This window comes from Pseudomonas sp. CF161, assembly GCF_000416215.1.
In the GTDB taxonomy this organism is placed as follows: domain Bacteria; phylum Pseudomonadota; class Gammaproteobacteria; order Pseudomonadales; family Pseudomonadaceae; genus Aquipseudomonas.
Map to the genome: position 1 here is coordinate 236,039 of NZ_ATLP01000112.1, position 16,506 is coordinate 252,544.

Below are 16,506 nucleotides of genomic sequence, written 5' to 3' on the forward strand. Positions count from 1 at the left end.
TGGCCCGGGAGCGCATCCTGCTCTCGGGCCCTCACTGCTGCGCCCCGTTATGCGTGAATCAAGGAGTGCTGCATGACCCAACCTGCTCGCCAACTCAAGCTGGGCGCGTTTTTAATGGCTACGGGCCATCACGTGGCTGCCTGGCGCCACCCGTACGTACCGGCAGACGCCGGACTGGACTTTGCCGCGTACAAGCAACTGGCGCAGATTGCCGAGGGCGCGTTGTTTGACGCGCTGTTCGTGGCCGACAGCATCGCCGCGCCCGCGGGCGCCATCGCCAGTCATATGGCGCGTTCAGACCACTTCGAGCCCCTGACCCTGCTCTCTGCCTTGAGCGCTGTGACCCAACATATAGGGCTTATTGCCACGGCTTCGACCAGTTATAACGAGCCGTACCACGTAGCACGTAAGTACGCATCGTTGGATCATTTGTCGGGTGGCCGGGCCGGTTGGAACCTGGTGACTTCCGATAACGCCGCCGAAGCGCAGAACTTCGGACGCGACCAGCACATCGGTCACGCCGAACGCTACAGCCGGGCCCGGGAGTTTCATCAGGTGGTCACCGGGCTGTGGGACAGTTGGCAGGACGATGCCTTTGTCCGCGACAAAGCCAGCGGCCAGTACTATGACCCGGCCAAGCTGCATGTGCTGAACCACCAGGGCGAGCACTTTCGGGTCCAGGGGCCGCTGAACGTGGCGCGCCCGCCCCAGGGTTACCCGGTGATCGTCCAGGCCGGCTCCTCGCCCATCGGCCGCGAGCTGGCGGCGCAGACCGCCGAAGTGGTGTTTACCGCGCAAAGCTCCCTGGCCAATGCCCAGGCGTTCTATGCCGACCTCAAGGGGCGCCTGGCGCAGTACGGGCGCAGCCCTGAATCACTGAAGATCATGCCGGGGGTGTTTGTGGTGGTGGGGCAAAGCGAGAGCGAAGCCCGGGACAAGTTCGAGTCGTTCCAAGCGCTGGTCGAGCCCGAGGTGGGCGTGGCGTTGCTCGGGCGGATGCTGGGTAACTTCGACCTGTCGCACTACCCGCTGGATGGTCCGTTGCCTGAGTTGCCGTTGACCGAAAGCGGCCAGCAGAGCCGACAGAAACTGCTCACCGATCTGGCCGGGAAGGACAACCTGACCCTGGCCGAACTGGGGCGAAAAATCGCCGGCGGCCGGGGGCATTACAGCCTGATCGGCACCCCGTCGCAGATTGCCGACGAGCTGCAAGCCTGGTTCGAAGAGGGCGCCGCCGATGGCTTCAACGTGCTGGTGCCGCACCTGCCGGGAGGCTTGCAGGACTTTGCCGAGGGCGTGGTTCCGGAACTGCAACGCCGTGGCCTGTTCAGAACAGAATACGAAGGCCGCACGCTGCGGGAGAACCTGGGGCTGGCGCGGCCCACCAATCAGTTTCAGCCTCAATGACGCCGGGGGCGCCGCAAGGCGGCGACCCCGGCCAATCCAAGTTTCAGCAACACCCCAACGAGAGAGGATTCGATGACTTACCTGGCTGCCGAAAACCGCTACGACTCCATTCCTTATCGCCGCGTCGGCCGCAGCGGGCTGGTGCTGCCGGCACTGTCCCTGGGCCTGTGGCACAACTTCGGCGACAGCACGCCGATCGACACCCAGCGCGCGCTGCTGCGCACCGCCTTCGACCTGGGCATCAACCATTTCGATCTGGCCAACAACTACGGCCCGCCCTACGGCAGCGCCGAAATCAACTTCGGCCGCCTGCTGCGTGAAGACTTCAAGCAGTACCGCGACGAGCTGATCATTTCCAGCAAGGCCGGCTGGGACATGTGGCCGGGCCCTTACGGCCAGGGCGGCGGTTCGCGCAAATACGTGCTGGCCAGCCTCGACCAGAGCCTGCAGCGCCTCGGGCTGGACTACGTGGATATCTTCTATTCGCACCGCTTCGACCCGGACACCCCACTGGAAGAAACCGCCAGCGCCCTGGCCACGGCGGTGCAGCAGGGCAAGGCCCTGTACATCGGCATCTCCTCGTATTCCGGAGTCAAGACCCGCGAAATCGCGGCCCTGCTCAAGGAGTGGAAAGTGCCGCTGCTGATCCACCAGCCGGCCTACAACCTGCTCAACCGCTGGGTGGAAAAAGACCTGCTGGACACCACCGAAGAATTGGGTGCGGGCGTGATTGCGTTCACCCCGCTGGCCCAGGGGCTGTTGACCGACAAGTACCTCAACGGCGTCCCCAAAGATGCGCGGGTCAACCGCCCGGGGGGAGGCTCGCTGCAGGCGGCTCATCTGTCGGAGGCCAATATCACCCACGTCCGGGCCTTGAATGAAATTGCCAAGCGCCGTGGCCAGAGCCTGGCGCAACTGGCCCTGGCCTGGACCCTGCGCGACCCGCGGGTGACCTCGGCGTTGATCGGCGCGAGCCGCCCGGAGCAGATCATCGAAAACGTCGGGGCGTTGCAGAACCTGAGTTTCAGCGCTGAAGAGCTGGCAGAAATCGATCGCTTTGCCCTGGAAGGCGGGATCAACCTCTGGGAAAAACCCTCGACCGCCGAATAAGCCTCGATGGGGCTGGCGCCGGCCCGGCGGGTCGGCGTTCAGTGCCGCTGGCGGGCTAAATCTCCAGCGGCTGCCAGGGGTTGATCAGGTCCACGCCCGACTCTTCGAAGTCCCTGATATTGCGCGTGGCCAGGGCGGCGTCGTGGGTGCGGCAGATCGCCGCGATCTGCGCATCGGCCATGCTCATGGGGCGTCCGGCTTGACCGCGGGTGGTCATCAGGTGGGCGTAGTACAAGGCTGCGGGGGTATCGAAGGGCAGTATCCGTTCGCCGAAATCCTCTTCGAACATGATCATGGCCGACTCATGGAGATCCCGTTGACGCTTGCCCTTGGGCAGGCGCGCCACGCCGTGAAGAATCTCGGCCATGGTGATCGAACTTATGCACAGGTCATCGGTGCGTTGCGTGCTTATCCACAGGACTACCGTCGGTTCGGGCTTGGGTCGCATCAGCTCCGAGAGCACGTTGGTATCGAGCAGGATCATTGGCCAAGATCCACCAGCCGTCCCGGCTCCTTGCGTTCAGGCAGATCAAGCTCGACCCCGCCAAGGCCCGCAAAGCGTGAGTGGATACGGCTGGCCAGGTCCTGATCGTTCAAGGATTTTGTCAGCGCTCTGCGCAAAATCAGTCGCGCCTCTTCCTCCATGGAATGGCCGTTATGGGCGGCCTCGATGCGCAGGCGTTCTTTGATCTGATCGTCCAGGTTACGGATGGTGAGGCTGGCCACGGGCGTGCTCCGAATGCAATCAATGAAATCATTGCGAGCATAATCGTTTTTTTCGCAGAGGACGGGCCGTTGGTCGTGCCAGGGGTGGTGGCCGTCCTAGAACGGCACATCCCCGACAATGGTCGCGCGCTGCATCACCCGGCGTTGTGGGCGGTAGTCGTCGACGGCGTAGTGCTGGGTCACGCGGTTGTCCCAGAACGCCACGTCGTTTTTCTGCCAGCGCCAGCGGATGGTGAATTCCGGGCGGGTGGCGTGGGCGAACAGCAGTTTCAGAATGGCTTCGCTTTCGGTCTCCGACAGCTCGTTGATCCGGGTGGTGAAGCCTTCGTTGACGAACAGCGACTTGCGCCCGCTGACCGGGTGGGTGCGGATCACCGGATGGGACAGGGGCGGGTTGTTGCGCCGGGTCTGTTCCCAGCGCGCCAGGTCTTCGGGGGTATTGCCGAAGCGCTCCAGGGGAAAGGACTTGGTGAAGTCGTGGGTCGCGGTCAGGCCTTGTAGCAGCCCCTTGAGCGGTGCCGACAGGGCCTCGTAGGCGGCGATGCCGCTGGCCCACAGGGTGTCGCCGCCAAACTCCGGCAGCAGCTTGGCGCTGAGCACGGCGCCCAGGGCCGGGGTCGGCAGGAAGGTGACGTCGGTGTGCCAGATGGCGTTGTCGCGCACATCGGTTTCGGCGGTGTCGAGGATCAGCACCTCGGGTTGCTCCGGCACATTGGGGTAGATCGGGTGAATGTGCAGATCGCCAAAATTCGCCGCAAACCGCGCCTGCTGCTGCGGGGTGATCGGCTGGTCACGCAAGAACAGCACCTGGTGCTTGAGCAGCGCCTGCTCGATGGCATCGCGCTGTTCCACATTCAGTGGCTGGCTGAGGTCGACGCCACTGATCTGGGCGCCGAGGGCGGAGCTTAAGGGGGTGATGGTCAGGCTCATGGTCATTCTCGAAGTCGGCGCCGAAGTGTCGGCGTGGTCAGATAGCGTGTGTAGCCGCTGCCGATAGGTTGCGCGGGCCTTGGAAAACGCCGTGTGTACACCTGACACACTCATGGTGTTTTGAGGGCCAGCGCAGCCTGCGGCAGCGGCTACAGGGGCTGTGGATCAGTGGGACTGGCCGTGCCAGGGCACGAGTTTGCGTTGCAGGGCGCGCAGGCCCATTTCCATGCTGAAGGCGATCAGGGCAATGACCAGGATCCCCAGCACCACCACGTCGGTGACCAGGAACTGCGCCGCGGACTGCACCATGAACCCCAGGCCGCTGGTGGCGGCGATCAATTCGGCAGCGACCAGGGTCGACCAGCCCACACCCAGGCCAATCCGCACCCCGGTGAGGATATCCGGCAGGGCGCTGGGCAAAATCACATGGCGAATCAGCTGTGCCCGGGTCGCGCCCAGGGACTGCGCCGCGCGCAGTTTGGCCGGATCCACGGTGCGCACGCCGGTGGCGGTGGCGATGGCAATCGGGGCGAAGATCGCCAGATAGATCAGCAGCACCTTGGACAGCTCGCCAATGCCGCACCAGATCACGATCAGCGGCAGGTAGGCCAGGGGTGGAATTGGCCGGTAGAACTCGATCAGTGGGTCGAGCACGCCCCGGGCGATGCGGTTGGCGCCGATGGCGATGCCCACCGGAATCGCCGTCAGCACGGCAAAGCCCAGGGCCAGGCCGATGCGTTGCAGGCTCGCCGCCAGGTGCTGCCACAGGGTGGAATCCATATAACCGCTGGTCGCCAGCAGCCAGCCTTTTTGCAGCACGGCAGCAGGCGGCGGCAGGAACAGGGGCTCGATCCAGCCGCTGGCGGTGACTGCCCACCACAGGGCGAGCAGGGTGATCAGGGTCAGTAGGCTGATCCAGCGCGTACTCAGGCTGCGGCGCACGGGGATCACCGTGGTGGGCGGGGCAGGGGCAGGGGCGGTCGCGGTCGCGGTGGCGGGGATCTGGTAGCTGCTCATGCGCGCTCCTGCTGTTGGGTGGCGCTGCGTTGGGAGAACACCCGGGCCAATACGTGCTCGCGGGTTTCGATAAAGCGCGGATCAGACTTGATGGCCCGCGCCGATTCACCGGCCGCGTAGCGCTGGCCGAAGTCCAGGCTCAGGCGCTCGACGATCTGCCCCGGATTGGGCGCGAGCAGAATCAGGTCGGTGGCGAGAAAGACCGCCTCTTCGATGTCATGGGTAATCAGAAAGGTGGGCTTGGCGGTGCGCTGCCAGACTTGCAGCAGCAGCTCCTGCATCTGTTCGCGGGTAAAGGCATCGAGGGCGCCGAAGGGTTCGTCCATCAGCAGCACCCGTGGGTCGGCCGCGAGGGCGCGGGCCAGGCCGACGCGTTGTTTCTGGCCGCCGGAAAGCTGCCAGATGCGCCGCGTGTCAAACCCGGCCAGGTCCACCAGGGCAAGCATTTCCCGGGCGCGGGTTTCGCGTTTGTCGCGGGCGACGCCGGCCAGTTCCAGGCCGAAGCCGACGTTGGCCAGCACGTCCTGCCAGGGCAGCAGGGCATCGTCCTGGAACACCACGCCGCGCTCGGCGCTCGGTCCCTTGATGGGCACGCCATCGAGGGTGATGCGCCCGGCACTGGGCTCGACGAAGCCGGCAATCAGGTTCAGCAGCGAGGTCTTGCCGCTGCCCGAGGGGCCCAGGGCGACCAGCAGTTGCTGTGGCCCAAGGCTCAGGGATATATCCGCCAGCACCGGCTCGGCCGCGCCGGGGTACTGTGCGCTGATGCGCTCCAGTTGTAGCAAGGCCATGACGGCTATCTCCTCTCCCGACGGGTTTCAGTTAGTGATGAACTTGGCGCTGACAAAGGGCGCGTAATCCGGCAGCACGGCTTCGACCTTGCCTTGCTCCTTGAGGAACACTGCGGTGTCGGTGATGGCCTTGGTGGTCGGTGCGCCCAGGCTGATGACCTGATCGGCGGCCAGTGGGTAGACGTTGCCTTGCAGCAGCAACGGAATGTCGCTGGCCTTGGCGCCGGAGAGTTTCACCAGCTTGTCGACATTGCTCTGATTGGCCAGCCAGGCTTGTGGGTCTTTACGGTAATCGGCGTAGGCATCCAGGGTGACTTTGGCGAACGCCGTGACGATTTCCGGGTGCTTCTCGGCAAAATCCTTACGCACGATCCAGGCATCGAAGGTCGGAGCGCCGAACTTGGCCAGCTCGCCGGAGGTAATCAGCACCTTGCCGTTTTCCTTGGCCACGCCCAGTGCCGGATCCCAGACGTAAGTGGCGTCGATGTCGCCGCGTTTCCAGGCGGCGATGATCGCCGGGGGAGCCAGGTTGAGAATCTGTACTTTCGAAGGGTCGATGTTCCAGTGCTTGAGCGCTGCCAGCAGGCTGTAGTGCCCGGTGGAGACGAAGGGCACGGCGATCTTCTTGCCGATCAGGTCCTGCGGGCCTTTGATCCCGGACCCCTCGCGAGCCACCAGGGCTTCAGCGGCGCCGATCTGGGTGGCGATCAGGAAGGTCTGTACCGGCACCTTGCGGGTGATGGCCGCGGTCAGGGGGCTGGAACCGAGGTAGCCGATCTGCACGTCGCCGGAGGCGATGGCGGCAATGATGTCGGCGCCGTTATCGAATTTGCGCCAGTCGATCTTGGCTTGGGTGGCTTTTTCATAAGCGCCGTCGGCCTGGGCGACTTTGGCCGGGTCGACGGTGGTCTGGTAGGCAACGGTAAAGTCGGCCGCCTGGGCAAACAGACTCGCAGCCGCCAGGGAAGCGGCCGCCAGGAGGCGAAGGGGGAAATGCAGTTTCATGGAGGTGCTCCTCATGGGCGGCCGGTGATCGGCGTGTGAGGAGACTAAATGATCTAAGAATGCAGAAATAAATAACTTATTAGCATTAGCTTATGAGGGAAGTACGCGGGCCTGGCCCGCAGGCTGTTGTGGCGAGGGAGCAGGCTCCCTCGCCACGCTTTCAGTTGCTGATAGCCAGGATGCTGGCCTGGTAGGAACCCACGAACACATCGAAATCACCGACTTCGTTCTGCTCCAGCTCAGCCTGTTGCGCCAGGGATTTGCGCGCCGCTTCTTCAAACGCTGCCTGCTCTTCCTTGTCCAGCCCCGGGCTGCGGAAGAACTCGGCGTGGGCCTGGCTCTGGCGTAGGGAGAACTGGGTAAAGCTCTCCTTGCGTTCCTGCATGGCCGCCAGCACCTGGGCCGATGGGGTCCGGGACGAATCCTTGACCTTGGCCAGTTGCGCATCCAGGGCCTTGCTGTGGGCGTCGTCGCCATGGCTCTGGTCGAGCAGGGCGGCCAGTGGCGCGATCTGCTCCAGCAACTGGGCGGCCCATTCCTTCATGTCCACGGCCTGGCCCTTGCGCTGCAATTGCAGGCCCGGGCGCCGGCCTTCCTTGACCACGCTGAGGAAGTTCGAGGTGGCATTGCCGCACTCGTTGTTCTCGAACAGCGGGCTGTCGCTCAGGGCGCAGTACAAGAGGAAGGCGTCGAGGAAGCGGGCTTCCTGCAGGTCGATGCCCATGGGCAGGAATGGGTTGATGTCCAGGCAGCGCACTTCAACGTACTGGATGCCACGGGCCATCAGCGCCTGGATCGGCCGTTCGCCGGTGTAGGTCACGCGCTTGGGGCGGATGTTGGAGTAGTACTCGTTTTCGATCTGCAGGATGTTGGTGTTGAGCTGTACCCACTCGCCATCCTTGTGGGTGCCGACCGCCACATAGGGCGCGTAGGGCGTGGCCACGGCCTCGCGCAGGCTGTCGGTGTAGCTGGCCAGGTCGTTGTAGCAGGGCGTCAGGCCGGCCTGGGCATTGCTCTGGTAACCCAGGTCGCTCATGCGCAGGCTGGTGGCGTAGGGCAGGTACAGGGTCTCCGGGTCCAGCTGTTCAAGCTGGTGCGAGCGCCCGCGCAGGAAGCCTGCGTCCAGCGCCGGCGAGGCGCCGAACAGGTACATCAGCAGCCAGCTGTAGCGGCGGAAGTTGCGGATCAGCGCGATATAGGCGGTGGACTGGTAGTCGCGATCGGTGCCGACAAAACCTTCGGCTTCCTTGAGCAGCGGCCAGAGTTTTTCCGGCAGCGAGAAGTTGTAGTGGATCCCGGCAATGCATTGCATGGTCTTGCCGTAGCGCAGGGCCAGGCCCTTGCGATACACGTACTTGAGCTGGCCGATGTTGGAGGTGCCGTAGTAGGCGATCGGAATATCTTCCTCGGCCGGCAACGGGCACGGCATCGATGGACTCCACAGGTACTCGTTGCCGAGCTTGCTGTAGGCAAAGCGGTGAATCTTGTCGAGGCTGCTGAGGGTGTCTGCCGGATCGGGCAGCGCGGGAGTGATGAACTCCAGCAGCGACTCGGAATAGTCGGTGGTGATCTGTTCGTTGGTCAGCGCGGAACCCAGTTCCTCCGGGTGCGGAGTCTGTGCCAGGCGGCCTTCGCCGGTCACACGCAGGCATTCACGTTCGATGCCGTGCAGGCACTGCTCGAGCAGGGATAGGTTAGCGCGCTCGCCGAGCAGAGCCAGGCGGCGGTTGAGAAGTTCGCTCAAGTTGGATTCCTTCACGCGTCAGTCGCCCCAATATGGGGGTGGGCAGGACGGTCTACAAGGGTGAAGTTAAAACTGGCGTTTTCGCCTTGTTCGTAAGCCCATGGGCTCATCTGGAAACGCCAACACTCCATCCTTGAATCTGGCTCTGGCGCCGGGAAAAAATTCCGACGCCGCTTTCGCAGCGCCGAAATTAACCCAATTTGATGGCAGGCAGCTATAGGACGGCGAAGGTGCCTTGTGCTTTTGCGACCAGTTTGTCGCCTTGCACCACATCCGCCTCGACCACCAGGGTCCGGCGGCCGGGATGGATGACCCGGGCGCGACACAACACCTCGCCCTCGGCCACCGCACGGATGTAGTTGATCTTGCACTCGATGGTCGCGCTCTGCTGGTCGAAGCCGTGGGTGCTGGAGCAAGCCAGGCCCATGGCGATGTCCACCAGGCTGAAAATCGCCCCGCCGTGCAGCTTCTGCCCGCGATTGCGCAGTTCAGGCGTCAGCGCCAGGGCAACGTCGGCTTCACCGACTTCCAGGCGCTGCAAGCGACAGCCCAGCAGCTGGAAAAAGGCGCTTTCGGTCAGGCCGGCGGGGATTTCCATCAGCGTTTCTTCAACTGTTTGGCGTTGGCGAACAGCGAGGCCATGGCGTTGTTGGCCGGGGCTGCGGTGGTGGTCTCCTTGCGCGGCGCACTGTTTTGCGACTGGCGCGGTGCCGAACCCGGGCGCGAGCCACGGGCACCGTCGATTTTCTCGCCCGGGGTGTCGCTCATGCGCATCGACAGGCCCACGCGTTTGCGCGGAATGTCGACTTCCATGACCTTGACCTTGACCACATCACCCGCCTTGACCGCTTCACGCGGGTCCTTGATGAACTTCTCGGACAGCGCCGAGATGTGCACCAGGCCGTCCTGGTGGACGCCGATGTCGACGAAGGCGCCGAAGTTGGTGACGTTGGTCACCACGCCTTCGAGGATCATCCCCAGTTGCAGGTCCTTGAGGTCTTCGACGCCTTCCTGGAACTCGGCGGTCTTGAACTCGGGACGCGGGTCGCGGCCCGGCTTGTCCAGTTCCTGGAGGATGTCGGTGACGGTCGGCAAACCGAAGGTCTCGTCGGTGAATTTCTTCGGGTCCAGGCGCTTGAGGAAGGCGCTGTCGCCGATCAGCGAGCGAATATCGCGGTCGGTCTCGGCAGCGATCCGTTGCACCAGCGGATAGGCCTCAGGGTGCACCGCCGAGGCGTCCAGCGGGTTGTCGCCGTTCATCACGCGCAGGAAGCCGGCGGCCTGTTCGAAGGTTTTTTCACCCAGGCGTGCGACTTTCTTCAGCGCGGCGCGGGTCTTGAATGCGCCGTTCTCGTCGCGGTGGCTGACGATGTTCTGCGCCAGGGTTGCGTTGAGGCCGGAGATCCGTGCCAGCAGGGCCACGGAGGCAGTGTTGACGTCGACGCCCACGGCGTTCACGCAGTCCTCGACCACGGCGTCCAGGCCGCGTGCCAGTTTCAGCTGCGACACATCGTGCTGGTACTGGCCGACACCGATGGATTTCGGGTCGATCTTCACCAGTTCGGCCAGCGGATCCTGCAGGCGGCGGGCAATGGACACCGCGCCACGGATGGTCACGTCCAGGTCCGGGAACTCGCGGGCGGCCAGTTCCGAGGCCGAGTACACCGAGGCGCCGGCTTCGGAGACCATGACCTTGGTCATCTTCATGGCTGGGTATTTTTTGATCAGTTCGGCAGCCAGTTTGTCGGTTTCACGGCTGGCAGTGCCGTTGCCGATGGCGATCAGGTCCACCGAATGCTTGGCGCACAGGGCGGCCAGCACGGCGATGGTCTGGTCCCACTTGTTGTGCGGCACGTGGGGGTAGACCGTGGCGTGGTCCAGCAGCTTGCCGGTGGCATCCACCACCGCCACCTTGCAGCCGGTACGCAGGCCCGGGTCGAGGCCCAGAGTGGCGCGCGGGCCGGCCGGGGCGGACAGCAGCAGGTCGTGCAGGTTGTGGGCGAATACGTTGATCGCCTCGGTTTCCGCACCATCGCGCAGCTCGCCCAAGAGGTCGGTCTCGAGGTGGGTGTAGAGCTTGACCTTCCAGGTCCAGCGCACCACTTCACCCAGCCATTTGTCGGCCGGGCGATTCTGGTTCTGGATGCCGAACTGCTGGCCGATCATGCCTTCGCACGGGTGCATGGTGCCCGGCAGTTCGTCGCCGACTTTCAGCGCGGAGCTGAGGATGCCTTCGTTGCGGCCACGGAAAATCGCCAGGGCGCGGTGCGACGGCATGCTTTTCAGGGGTTCGTCGTGTTCGAAGTAGTCGCGGAACTTGGCGCCTTCCTCTTCCTTGCCGGCGATCACGCGGGCACTGAGGGTGGCTTCCTGCTTCAGGTAGCTGCGCAGTTTGTCCAACAGGCCCGCGTCTTCGGCGAAGCGTTCCATGAGGATGTATTTGGCGCCTTCGAGGGCAGCCTTGACGTCAGCCACGCCTTTTTCGGCGTCGACAAAGCGTGCGGCTTCGGTTTCCGGGGCCAGGCTCGGGTCGTTGAACAGCCCGTCCGCCAGCTCGCCGAGGCCGGCTTCCAGGGCGATCTGGCCCTTGGTGCGGCGCTTCTGCTTATACGGCAGGTAAAGGTCTTCGAGGCGGGTCTTGGTGTCGGCCAGCTTGATGTCGCGGGCCAGTTCCGGGGTCAGCTTGCCTTGCTCTTCGATGCTGGCGAGGATGCTGATCCGCCGTTCGTCGAGCTCTCGCAGGTAGCGCAGGCGCTCTTCCAGATGACGCAGCTGGGTGTCATCGAGGCTGCCGGTGATTTCTTTCCGGTAGCGGGAGATGAAGGGCACGGTGGAGCCTTCATCCAATAGAGCGACGGCCGCTTCGACCTGTTGTGGGCGTACGCCGAGTTCCTCGGCGATGCGGCTGTTGATGCTGTCCATAAAACCACCTGACAAATTGTGAAAGCAGGCTCGCAGGCGCGGATTGATGGGCCCGGCGAGCCTGGTTGAGCGGCCTGACCAGCGCCGCCACCTGGGTCAACAGGCAGCCTGTTGACCCGCGAAATCGAAAAATTACTGCCGGCCATGAAAAATAAAAAAGCGGCCATTGGCATAACGATCAGATAATGCCCGACACAAAAGGCGGCGCATTATAACCAGCGTTCTGCTGTTCCGGGGTAGTGCGCGGCGCCGGCCGACGGCGGGTTTGCTGGCGACCGAGGAAAAATCTGCTAACAATGCACACGGTGCGTATAACGGCAGCTACGCCATAATGCGCACCGAGATTAGAGGAGCATCCAATGAGCAGCACTGCACAAACTGCTGAAGGCGAAAAAATTCTTATTGTTGACGACGACCCCGGGCTGAGCAGCCTGCTGGAGCGTTTCTTCGTCAGCAAGGGCTACCGTGCCCGCGCAGTACCCAACACCGAACAAATGGACCGCCTGCTGGGCCGCGAGGTCTTCAACCTGGTGGTCCTGGACCTGATGCTGCCTGGCGAAGACGGCCTGACCGCTTGCCGCCGCCTGCGCAACGCCAACAACCAGATCCCGATCATCATGCTCACCGCCAAGGGCGACGAGCTGAGCCGCATCAAGGGCCTGGAACTGGGGGCCGACGACTACCTGGCCAAGCCCTTCAACCCGGACGAACTGATGGCGCGGGTCAAGGCCGTGCTGCGTCGCCAATCGGCGCCGGTGCCAGGGGCCCCGGGCAGCGAAGACGAAAGCGTGACCTTCGGTGACTACGAACTGTCCCTGGCGACCCGCGAACTCAAGCGCGGCGAAGAAGTGCACATGCTCACCACCGGTGAGTTCGCGGTACTCAAGGCGCTGGTGATGAACGCCCGCCAACCGCTGACCCGCGACAAGCTGATGAACCTGGCCCGTGGCCGTGAATGGGACGCCCTGGAGCGCTCCATCGACGTACAGATCTCCCGCCTGCGGCGGATGATCGAGCCCGATCCTTCCAAGCCGCGTTACATCCAGACCGTCTGGGGCGTGGGTTATGTGTTTGTGCCGGATGGCACTGCGACCAAGTGATCGGTGATTTGTAGGAGCGAACGCCCGGGCCATCAACGCCCGGGCGTTCGCATTCCGCAACGCTGCGAGTGCGACTCGCTCCTGCAAAGTGTGTATGGGCTGTTATGAAAACCCCGCTGTGGTTCCCGCAAAGCTTCTTCTCCCGCACCCTGTGGCTGGTGCTGATCGTGGTGCTGTTCTCCAAGGCCCTGACCCTGGTTTATCTGCTGATGAACGAGGACGTGCTGGTGGACCGCCAGTACAGCCACGGCGTGGCCCTGACCCTGCGCGCCTATTGGGCCGCCGATGAATTCAACCGCGACCAGATCGCCGAAGCCGCCGGGTTGATCAAGGTGGTCGGCAGCGGCGTGCCGGCCGGCGAACAGCACTGGCCCTACAGCGAGATCTACCAGCGGCAGATGCAGGCCGAGCTGGGCGCCGACACCGAAGTGCGGTTGCGCATGCATGCACCTCCCGCCCTCTGGGTCCGGGCACCGAGCCTGGGAGACGGCTGGCTGAAAGTGCCGCTGTACCCGCACCCGTTGCGCGGGCAGAAGATCTGGAGCGTGCTGGGCTGGTTCCTTGCCATCGGCCTGTTATCCACCGCGTCGGCCTGGATTTTCGTCAGCCAGCTCAACCAGCCGCTCAAGCGCCTGGTGTATGCCGCCCGGCAACTGGGGCAGGGGCGCAGCGTGCGCCTGCCGATCAGCGATACGCCGAGCGAGATGACCGAGGTCTACCGCGCCTTCAATCAGATGGCCGAGGATGTGGAGCAGGCCGGACGTGAGCGCGAGCTGATGCTGGCCGGGGTCTCCCATGACCTGCGCACCCCGCTGACGCGCTTGCGCCTGTCCCTGGAGCTGATGGGCAACCACAGCGACCTGAGCGACGACATGGTGCGCGACATCGAGGACATGGACGCGATTCTCGATCAGTTCCTGGCGTTTATCCGGGACGGGCGTGACGAGTCGGTGGAAGAGGTCGACCTGAGCGACCTGGTGCGTGAAGTGGCAGCGCCCTACAACCAGAACGAAGAGCGGGTGCATCTGCGCCTGGAGCCGATCCAGCCGTTCCCGCTGCGTCGGGTGTCGATGAAGCGCCTGCTCAATAACCTGATCGGTAACGCGCTGAATCACGCCGGCACCGAAGTGGAAGTGGCGGCCTATGTGTCCGGCGACACCAACGCGCCGTACGTGGTGCTGAGCGTGATGGACCGTGGGGCCGGGATCGACCCTTCGGAGCTGGAGGCGATCTTCAACCCCTTCACCCGCGGCGACCGTGCCCGTGGCGGCAAGGGCACCGGCCTCGGGCTGGCGATCGTCAAGCGCATCGCCTCGATGCACGGCGGCAATGTCGAGCTGCGCAACCGCGCCGGTGGTGGCCTGGAAGCACGAGTACGCCTTCCTCTAGGCCTGCTGCTCCCCCGGGATGCGGATTAAAGGTTGTTGCAAGCGGCAAGAGTAGAGCGGCTCTTCACTTGCCGCTTGTAGCTCGCCGCTTGTAGTTGCTCCTATCCCTTGCCTTTGGTGCGGGTCATGTTCGGCCCGCCGTTCTTTTCCAGGTGCTCGATGATGATCCCCGCCACGTTCTTGCCGGTGGTGGTCTCGATGCCTTCCAGGCCCGGCGAGGAATTGACTTCCATCACCAGCGGCCCGTGGTTCGAACGCAGGATGTCCACGCCGGCCACCGCCAGCCCCATGACCTTGGCGGCGCGCAGGGCGGTCATGCGTTCCTCGGGGGTGATCTTGATCAGGCTGGCGCTGCCGCCACGGTGCAGGTTGGAGCGAAATTCGCCGGGCTTGGCCTGGCGCTTCATGGCGGCAATCACCTTGTCGCCGACCACGAAGCAGCGAATATCGGCACCGCCGGCTTCCTTGATGTACTCCTGGACCATGATGTTCTGCTTCAGGCCCATAAAGGCCTCGATCACCGATTCCGCTGCGGTGGCGGTTTCGCACAGGACCACGCCGATGCCCTGGGTGCCTTCCAGCACCTTGATCACCAGAGGCGCGCCGTTGACCATTTCGATCAGGTCGGGGATGTCGTCCGGTGAGTGAGCAAAGCCGGTCACCGGCAAGCCGATGCCTCGGCGCGACAGCAATTGCAGCGAGCGCAGTTTGTCCCGCGAGCGGGCAATCGCCACCGACTCGTTGAGGGGGAACACCCCCATCATTTCGAACTGGCGCAGCACCGCGCAGCCATAGAACGTCACCGAGGCGCCAATCCGCGGGATCACCGCATCGAAGCCCTCCAGCGGCTTGCCGCGGTAGTGGATCTGCGGCTTGTGGCTGGCGATATTCATGTAGGCGCGCAGGGTATCGACCACCACCATTTCATGGCCACGCTCGGTGCCGGCTTCGACCAGACGACGAGTGGAATACAGACGCGGGTTACGCGACAGCACAGCGATCTTCATGCAACACCTGTGGCAGAGGTAGTGGACACCGGGAACACCGGCTTGTCTTGAACGTATTTGATCCCTGGATTGACCACCAACTGGCCGTCGATCAGGGCTTTGGATCCCAGCAACAAGCGGTAACGCATGGACTTGCGGCAGGCGAGGGTGAACTCGACCCGCCAGACTCGATCGCCCAGGGCCAGGGTGGTGCTGATCACATAACGCACCTGGGCCTGGCCGTTGGAGCTCTTGATGGTCTTCATCGCCACCAGCGGCGCTTCACAGCGCCGATGTCGCAGTTGCACCACGCTGCCCAGGTGCGCGTTGAAGCGTACCCAGCGCTCACCGTCGCGCTCGAATGGCTCGATCTCGGTGGCATGCAGGCTGGAGGTGCTGGCGCCGGTGTCGATCTTGGCGCGCAGGCCGGCCACTCCCAAATCGGGAAGCGCCACCCACTCGCGCAAACCCACGACGGTCAAATGGTCAAATGTCTTCAAAATGGTAACCAGCGATTACGCTTTCCAGGCCTCGGGAGGAACCTCGGCCAATGCTTTGAATGCAGGCTTGGCGAACCAGTAGCCCTGCATCAGAAAAATTCCGCAGTCGGCGAGAAAGTCCCGTTCACCGGCACTTTCAATGCCTTCGGCGATGACTGTAATGCCCAATTCCGCACAGATTGTGACAATCCCTCGAACGATGGCCTGCCGGACGCGGTCACGGTCGACATCGCGAATCAACGCCATGTCGAGTTTGATCAGGTCAGGTTGGAAATCGGCCAGCAGGTTCAGCCCCGAATAGCCGGAGCCGAAGTCGTCGATGGCGGTCTTGAAGCCGAATTCGCGGTATTCACGCAGAATATTGGTCAAATGGCGATAGTTATCTACGTGCTCACTTTCCAGGGTCTCGAAAATCAGCCGATCCAGCGGGAAGTTGTGCTGGCGGGCAGCCTCCAGGGTGGTGCGAATACACAACTCGGGACGGTACACCGCGTTGGGCATGAAGTTGATCGACAGGTGACTCTGCATCCCCAGTTGTGCCGCGCCGGCAATTGCCTGGGTGCGGCAGCGCTGGTCGAAGCGATAGCGATTGCTGTCGTTGACCTGGCTCAGCACCGTCAGCGCGCCTTCGCCCTGGACCCCGCGTACCAGGGCTTCGTGGGCGAAAATCGAGCGGTCGCGCAGATCGACGATGGGTTGATAGGCGAAGGCAAAGTCAAAGTCCAGCGGCTGGCTTTGCTGGCAACCTTCGCAGCGGGTCTTGGGCGAGGTCAATGATGTGGGGAAATCAGTCACAAGGACTCCTCGCTGGTCAGGTGCAAACCTGGGGTATTTTAGGTGAGGCACGGGGTTTATGCGCCCCTGCAATCAAGTAGTACAG

The 16,506-nt window shown here is 63.5% G+C and carries 16 protein-coding genes; 4 read left to right on the forward strand and 12 right to left on the reverse strand.

Going from position 1 to position 16,506, the window contains the following annotated elements; genetic code table 11:
• Positions 1 to 72: 72 nt before the first annotated feature.
• Complete coding sequence (locus CF161_RS26945; RefSeq protein WP_020299799.1) at positions 73 to 1,407, forward strand: LLM class flavin-dependent oxidoreductase; 1,335 nt, start codon at positions 73 to 75, stop codon at positions 1,405 to 1,407.
• 72 nt (positions 1,408 to 1,479) lie between these two features.
• Positions 1,480 to 2,517 carry an L-glyceraldehyde 3-phosphate reductase gene (gene mgrA / locus CF161_RS26950; RefSeq protein ID WP_020299800.1) on the forward strand — a complete coding sequence of 346 codons (1,038 nt, stop codon included), beginning with the start codon at positions 1,480 to 1,482 and terminating at the stop codon, positions 2,515 to 2,517.
• Positions 2,518 to 2,572: 55 nt separating this feature from the next.
• Here mgrA and CF161_RS26955 read toward each other — a convergent pair whose 3' ends face one another.
• The 9 genes from CF161_RS26955 to CF161_RS26995 form a co-directional block, all read right to left on the reverse strand.
• Positions 2,573 to 3,001: a type II toxin-antitoxin system VapC family toxin gene (locus tag CF161_RS26955; protein WP_020299801.1), complete on the reverse strand. Its 429-nt coding sequence runs from the start codon at positions 2,999 to 3,001 to the stop codon at positions 2,573 to 2,575.
• Complete coding sequence (locus CF161_RS26960) at positions 2,998 to 3,243, reverse strand: hypothetical protein (RefSeq protein ID WP_020299802.1); 246 nt, start codon at positions 3,241 to 3,243, stop codon at positions 2,998 to 3,000. The genes CF161_RS26955 and CF161_RS26960 overlap by 4 nt, the downstream gene beginning before the upstream one ends.
• A gap of 96 nt (positions 3,244 to 3,339) precedes the next feature.
• On the reverse strand, positions 3,340 to 4,173 hold the full coding sequence (tauD, locus tag CF161_RS26965; RefSeq protein WP_020299803.1) for a taurine dioxygenase: 834 nt from the start codon (positions 4,171 to 4,173) through the stop codon (positions 3,340 to 3,342).
• Positions 4,174 to 4,338: 165 nt separating this feature from the next.
• On the reverse strand, positions 4,339 to 5,190 hold the full coding sequence (tauC, locus tag CF161_RS26970; protein WP_020299804.1) for a taurine ABC transporter permease TauC: 852 nt from the start codon (positions 5,188 to 5,190) through the stop codon (positions 4,339 to 4,341).
• The gene (tauB, locus tag CF161_RS26975; protein WP_020299805.1) at positions 5,187 to 5,981 is read right to left on the reverse strand and encodes a taurine ABC transporter ATP-binding subunit; all 795 of its coding nucleotides are present in this window, start codon (positions 5,979 to 5,981) and stop codon (positions 5,187 to 5,189) included. Before tauB ends, tauC begins: the two co-directional genes overlap by 4 nt.
• Before the next feature lie 27 nt (positions 5,982 to 6,008).
• The gene (tauA, locus tag CF161_RS26980; RefSeq protein ID WP_020299806.1) at positions 6,009 to 6,986 is read right to left on the reverse strand and encodes a taurine ABC transporter substrate-binding protein; all 978 of its coding nucleotides are present in this window, start codon (positions 6,984 to 6,986) and stop codon (positions 6,009 to 6,011) included.
• Positions 6,987 to 7,146: 160 nt separating this feature from the next.
• Positions 7,147 to 8,730, reverse strand: a complete 1,584-nt coding sequence (gene gshA, locus CF161_RS26985; RefSeq protein WP_020299807.1) for a glutamate--cysteine ligase — start codon at positions 8,728 to 8,730, stop codon at positions 7,147 to 7,149.
• A gap of 214 nt (positions 8,731 to 8,944) precedes the next feature.
• Positions 8,945 to 9,328, reverse strand: a complete 384-nt coding sequence (locus CF161_RS26990) for a PaaI family thioesterase (protein WP_020299808.1) — start codon at positions 9,326 to 9,328, stop codon at positions 8,945 to 8,947.
• Entirely contained in the window at positions 9,328 to 11,652 is a 2,325-nt protein-coding gene (locus tag CF161_RS26995) for a Tex family protein (RefSeq protein ID WP_020299809.1), read from the reverse strand. The genes CF161_RS26990 and CF161_RS26995 overlap by 1 nt, the downstream gene beginning before the upstream one ends.
• A 359-nt stretch (positions 11,653 to 12,011) precedes the next feature.
• On the opposite strand from CF161_RS26995, the gene ompR reads away from it, so the two are divergent.
• Positions 12,012 to 12,752, forward strand: coding sequence for a two-component system response regulator OmpR (gene ompR, locus CF161_RS27000; RefSeq protein ID WP_020299810.1), 741 nt, complete (start codon positions 12,012 to 12,014; stop codon positions 12,750 to 12,752).
• A gap of 104 nt (positions 12,753 to 12,856) precedes the next feature.
• Positions 12,857 to 14,170 (forward strand): ATP-binding protein, encoded by a 1,314-nt coding sequence (locus CF161_RS27005; RefSeq protein WP_020299811.1) that lies wholly within the window; start codon positions 12,857 to 12,859, stop codon positions 14,168 to 14,170.
• 71 nt (positions 14,171 to 14,241) lie between these two features.
• Here the strand turns inward: CF161_RS27005 and rimK are convergent, their stop codons facing one another.
• The 3 genes from rimK to CF161_RS27020 form a co-directional block, all read right to left on the reverse strand.
• On the reverse strand, positions 14,242 to 15,147 hold the full coding sequence (gene rimK, locus CF161_RS27010; RefSeq protein WP_007972871.1) for a 30S ribosomal protein S6--L-glutamate ligase: 906 nt from the start codon (positions 15,145 to 15,147) through the stop codon (positions 14,242 to 14,244).
• Positions 15,144 to 15,560: an ATP-dependent zinc protease gene (locus CF161_RS27015; RefSeq protein WP_371106556.1), complete on the reverse strand. Its 417-nt coding sequence runs from the start codon at positions 15,558 to 15,560 to the stop codon at positions 15,144 to 15,146. Before CF161_RS27015 ends, rimK begins: the two co-directional genes overlap by 4 nt.
• A gap of 81 nt (positions 15,561 to 15,641) precedes the next feature.
• Positions 15,642 to 16,421 (reverse strand): EAL domain-containing protein, encoded by a 780-nt coding sequence (locus CF161_RS27020; protein WP_020299813.1) that lies wholly within the window; start codon positions 16,419 to 16,421, stop codon positions 15,642 to 15,644.
• Positions 16,422 to 16,506 lie beyond the last annotated feature (85 nt).

What these genes read in the sequence shown, in the direction of transcription:
- CF161_RS26945 (WP_020299799.1), top strand. Translation starts at nt 73, where the DNA reads ATGACCCAACCTGCTCGCCAACTCAAGCTGGGCGCGTTTTTAATGGCT.
- mgrA (WP_020299800.1), top strand. Translation starts at nt 1,480, where the DNA reads ATGACTTACCTGGCTGCCGAAAACCGCTACGACTCCATTCCTTATCGC.
- CF161_RS26955 (WP_020299801.1), bottom strand. Translation starts at nt 3,001, where the DNA reads ATGATCCTGCTCGATACCAACGTGCTCTCGGAGCTGATGCGACCCAAG.
- tauD (WP_020299803.1), bottom strand. Translation starts at nt 4,173, where the DNA reads ATGAGCCTGACCATCACCCCCTTAAGCTCCGCCCTCGGCGCCCAGATC.
- tauC (WP_020299804.1), bottom strand. Translation starts at nt 5,190, where the DNA reads ATGAGCAGCTACCAGATCCCCGCCACCGCGACCGCGACCGCCCCTGCC.
- tauB (WP_020299805.1), bottom strand. Translation starts at nt 5,981, where the DNA reads ATGGCCTTGCTACAACTGGAGCGCATCAGCGCACAGTACCCCGGCGCG.
- tauA (WP_020299806.1), bottom strand. Translation starts at nt 6,986, where the DNA reads ATGAAACTGCATTTCCCCCTTCGCCTCCTGGCGGCCGCTTCCCTGGCG.
- CF161_RS26990 (WP_020299808.1), bottom strand. Translation starts at nt 9,328, where the DNA reads ATGGAAATCCCCGCCGGCCTGACCGAAAGCGCCTTTTTCCAGCTGCTG.
- CF161_RS26995 (WP_020299809.1), bottom strand. Translation starts at nt 11,652, where the DNA reads ATGGACAGCATCAACAGCCGCATCGCCGAGGAACTCGGCGTACGCCCA.
- ompR (WP_020299810.1), top strand. Translation starts at nt 12,012, where the DNA reads ATGAGCAGCACTGCACAAACTGCTGAAGGCGAAAAAATTCTTATTGTT.
- CF161_RS27005 (WP_020299811.1), top strand. Translation starts at nt 12,857, where the DNA reads ATGAAAACCCCGCTGTGGTTCCCGCAAAGCTTCTTCTCCCGCACCCTG.
- rimK (WP_007972871.1), bottom strand. Translation starts at nt 15,147, where the DNA reads ATGAAGATCGCTGTGCTGTCGCGTAACCCGCGTCTGTATTCCACTCGT.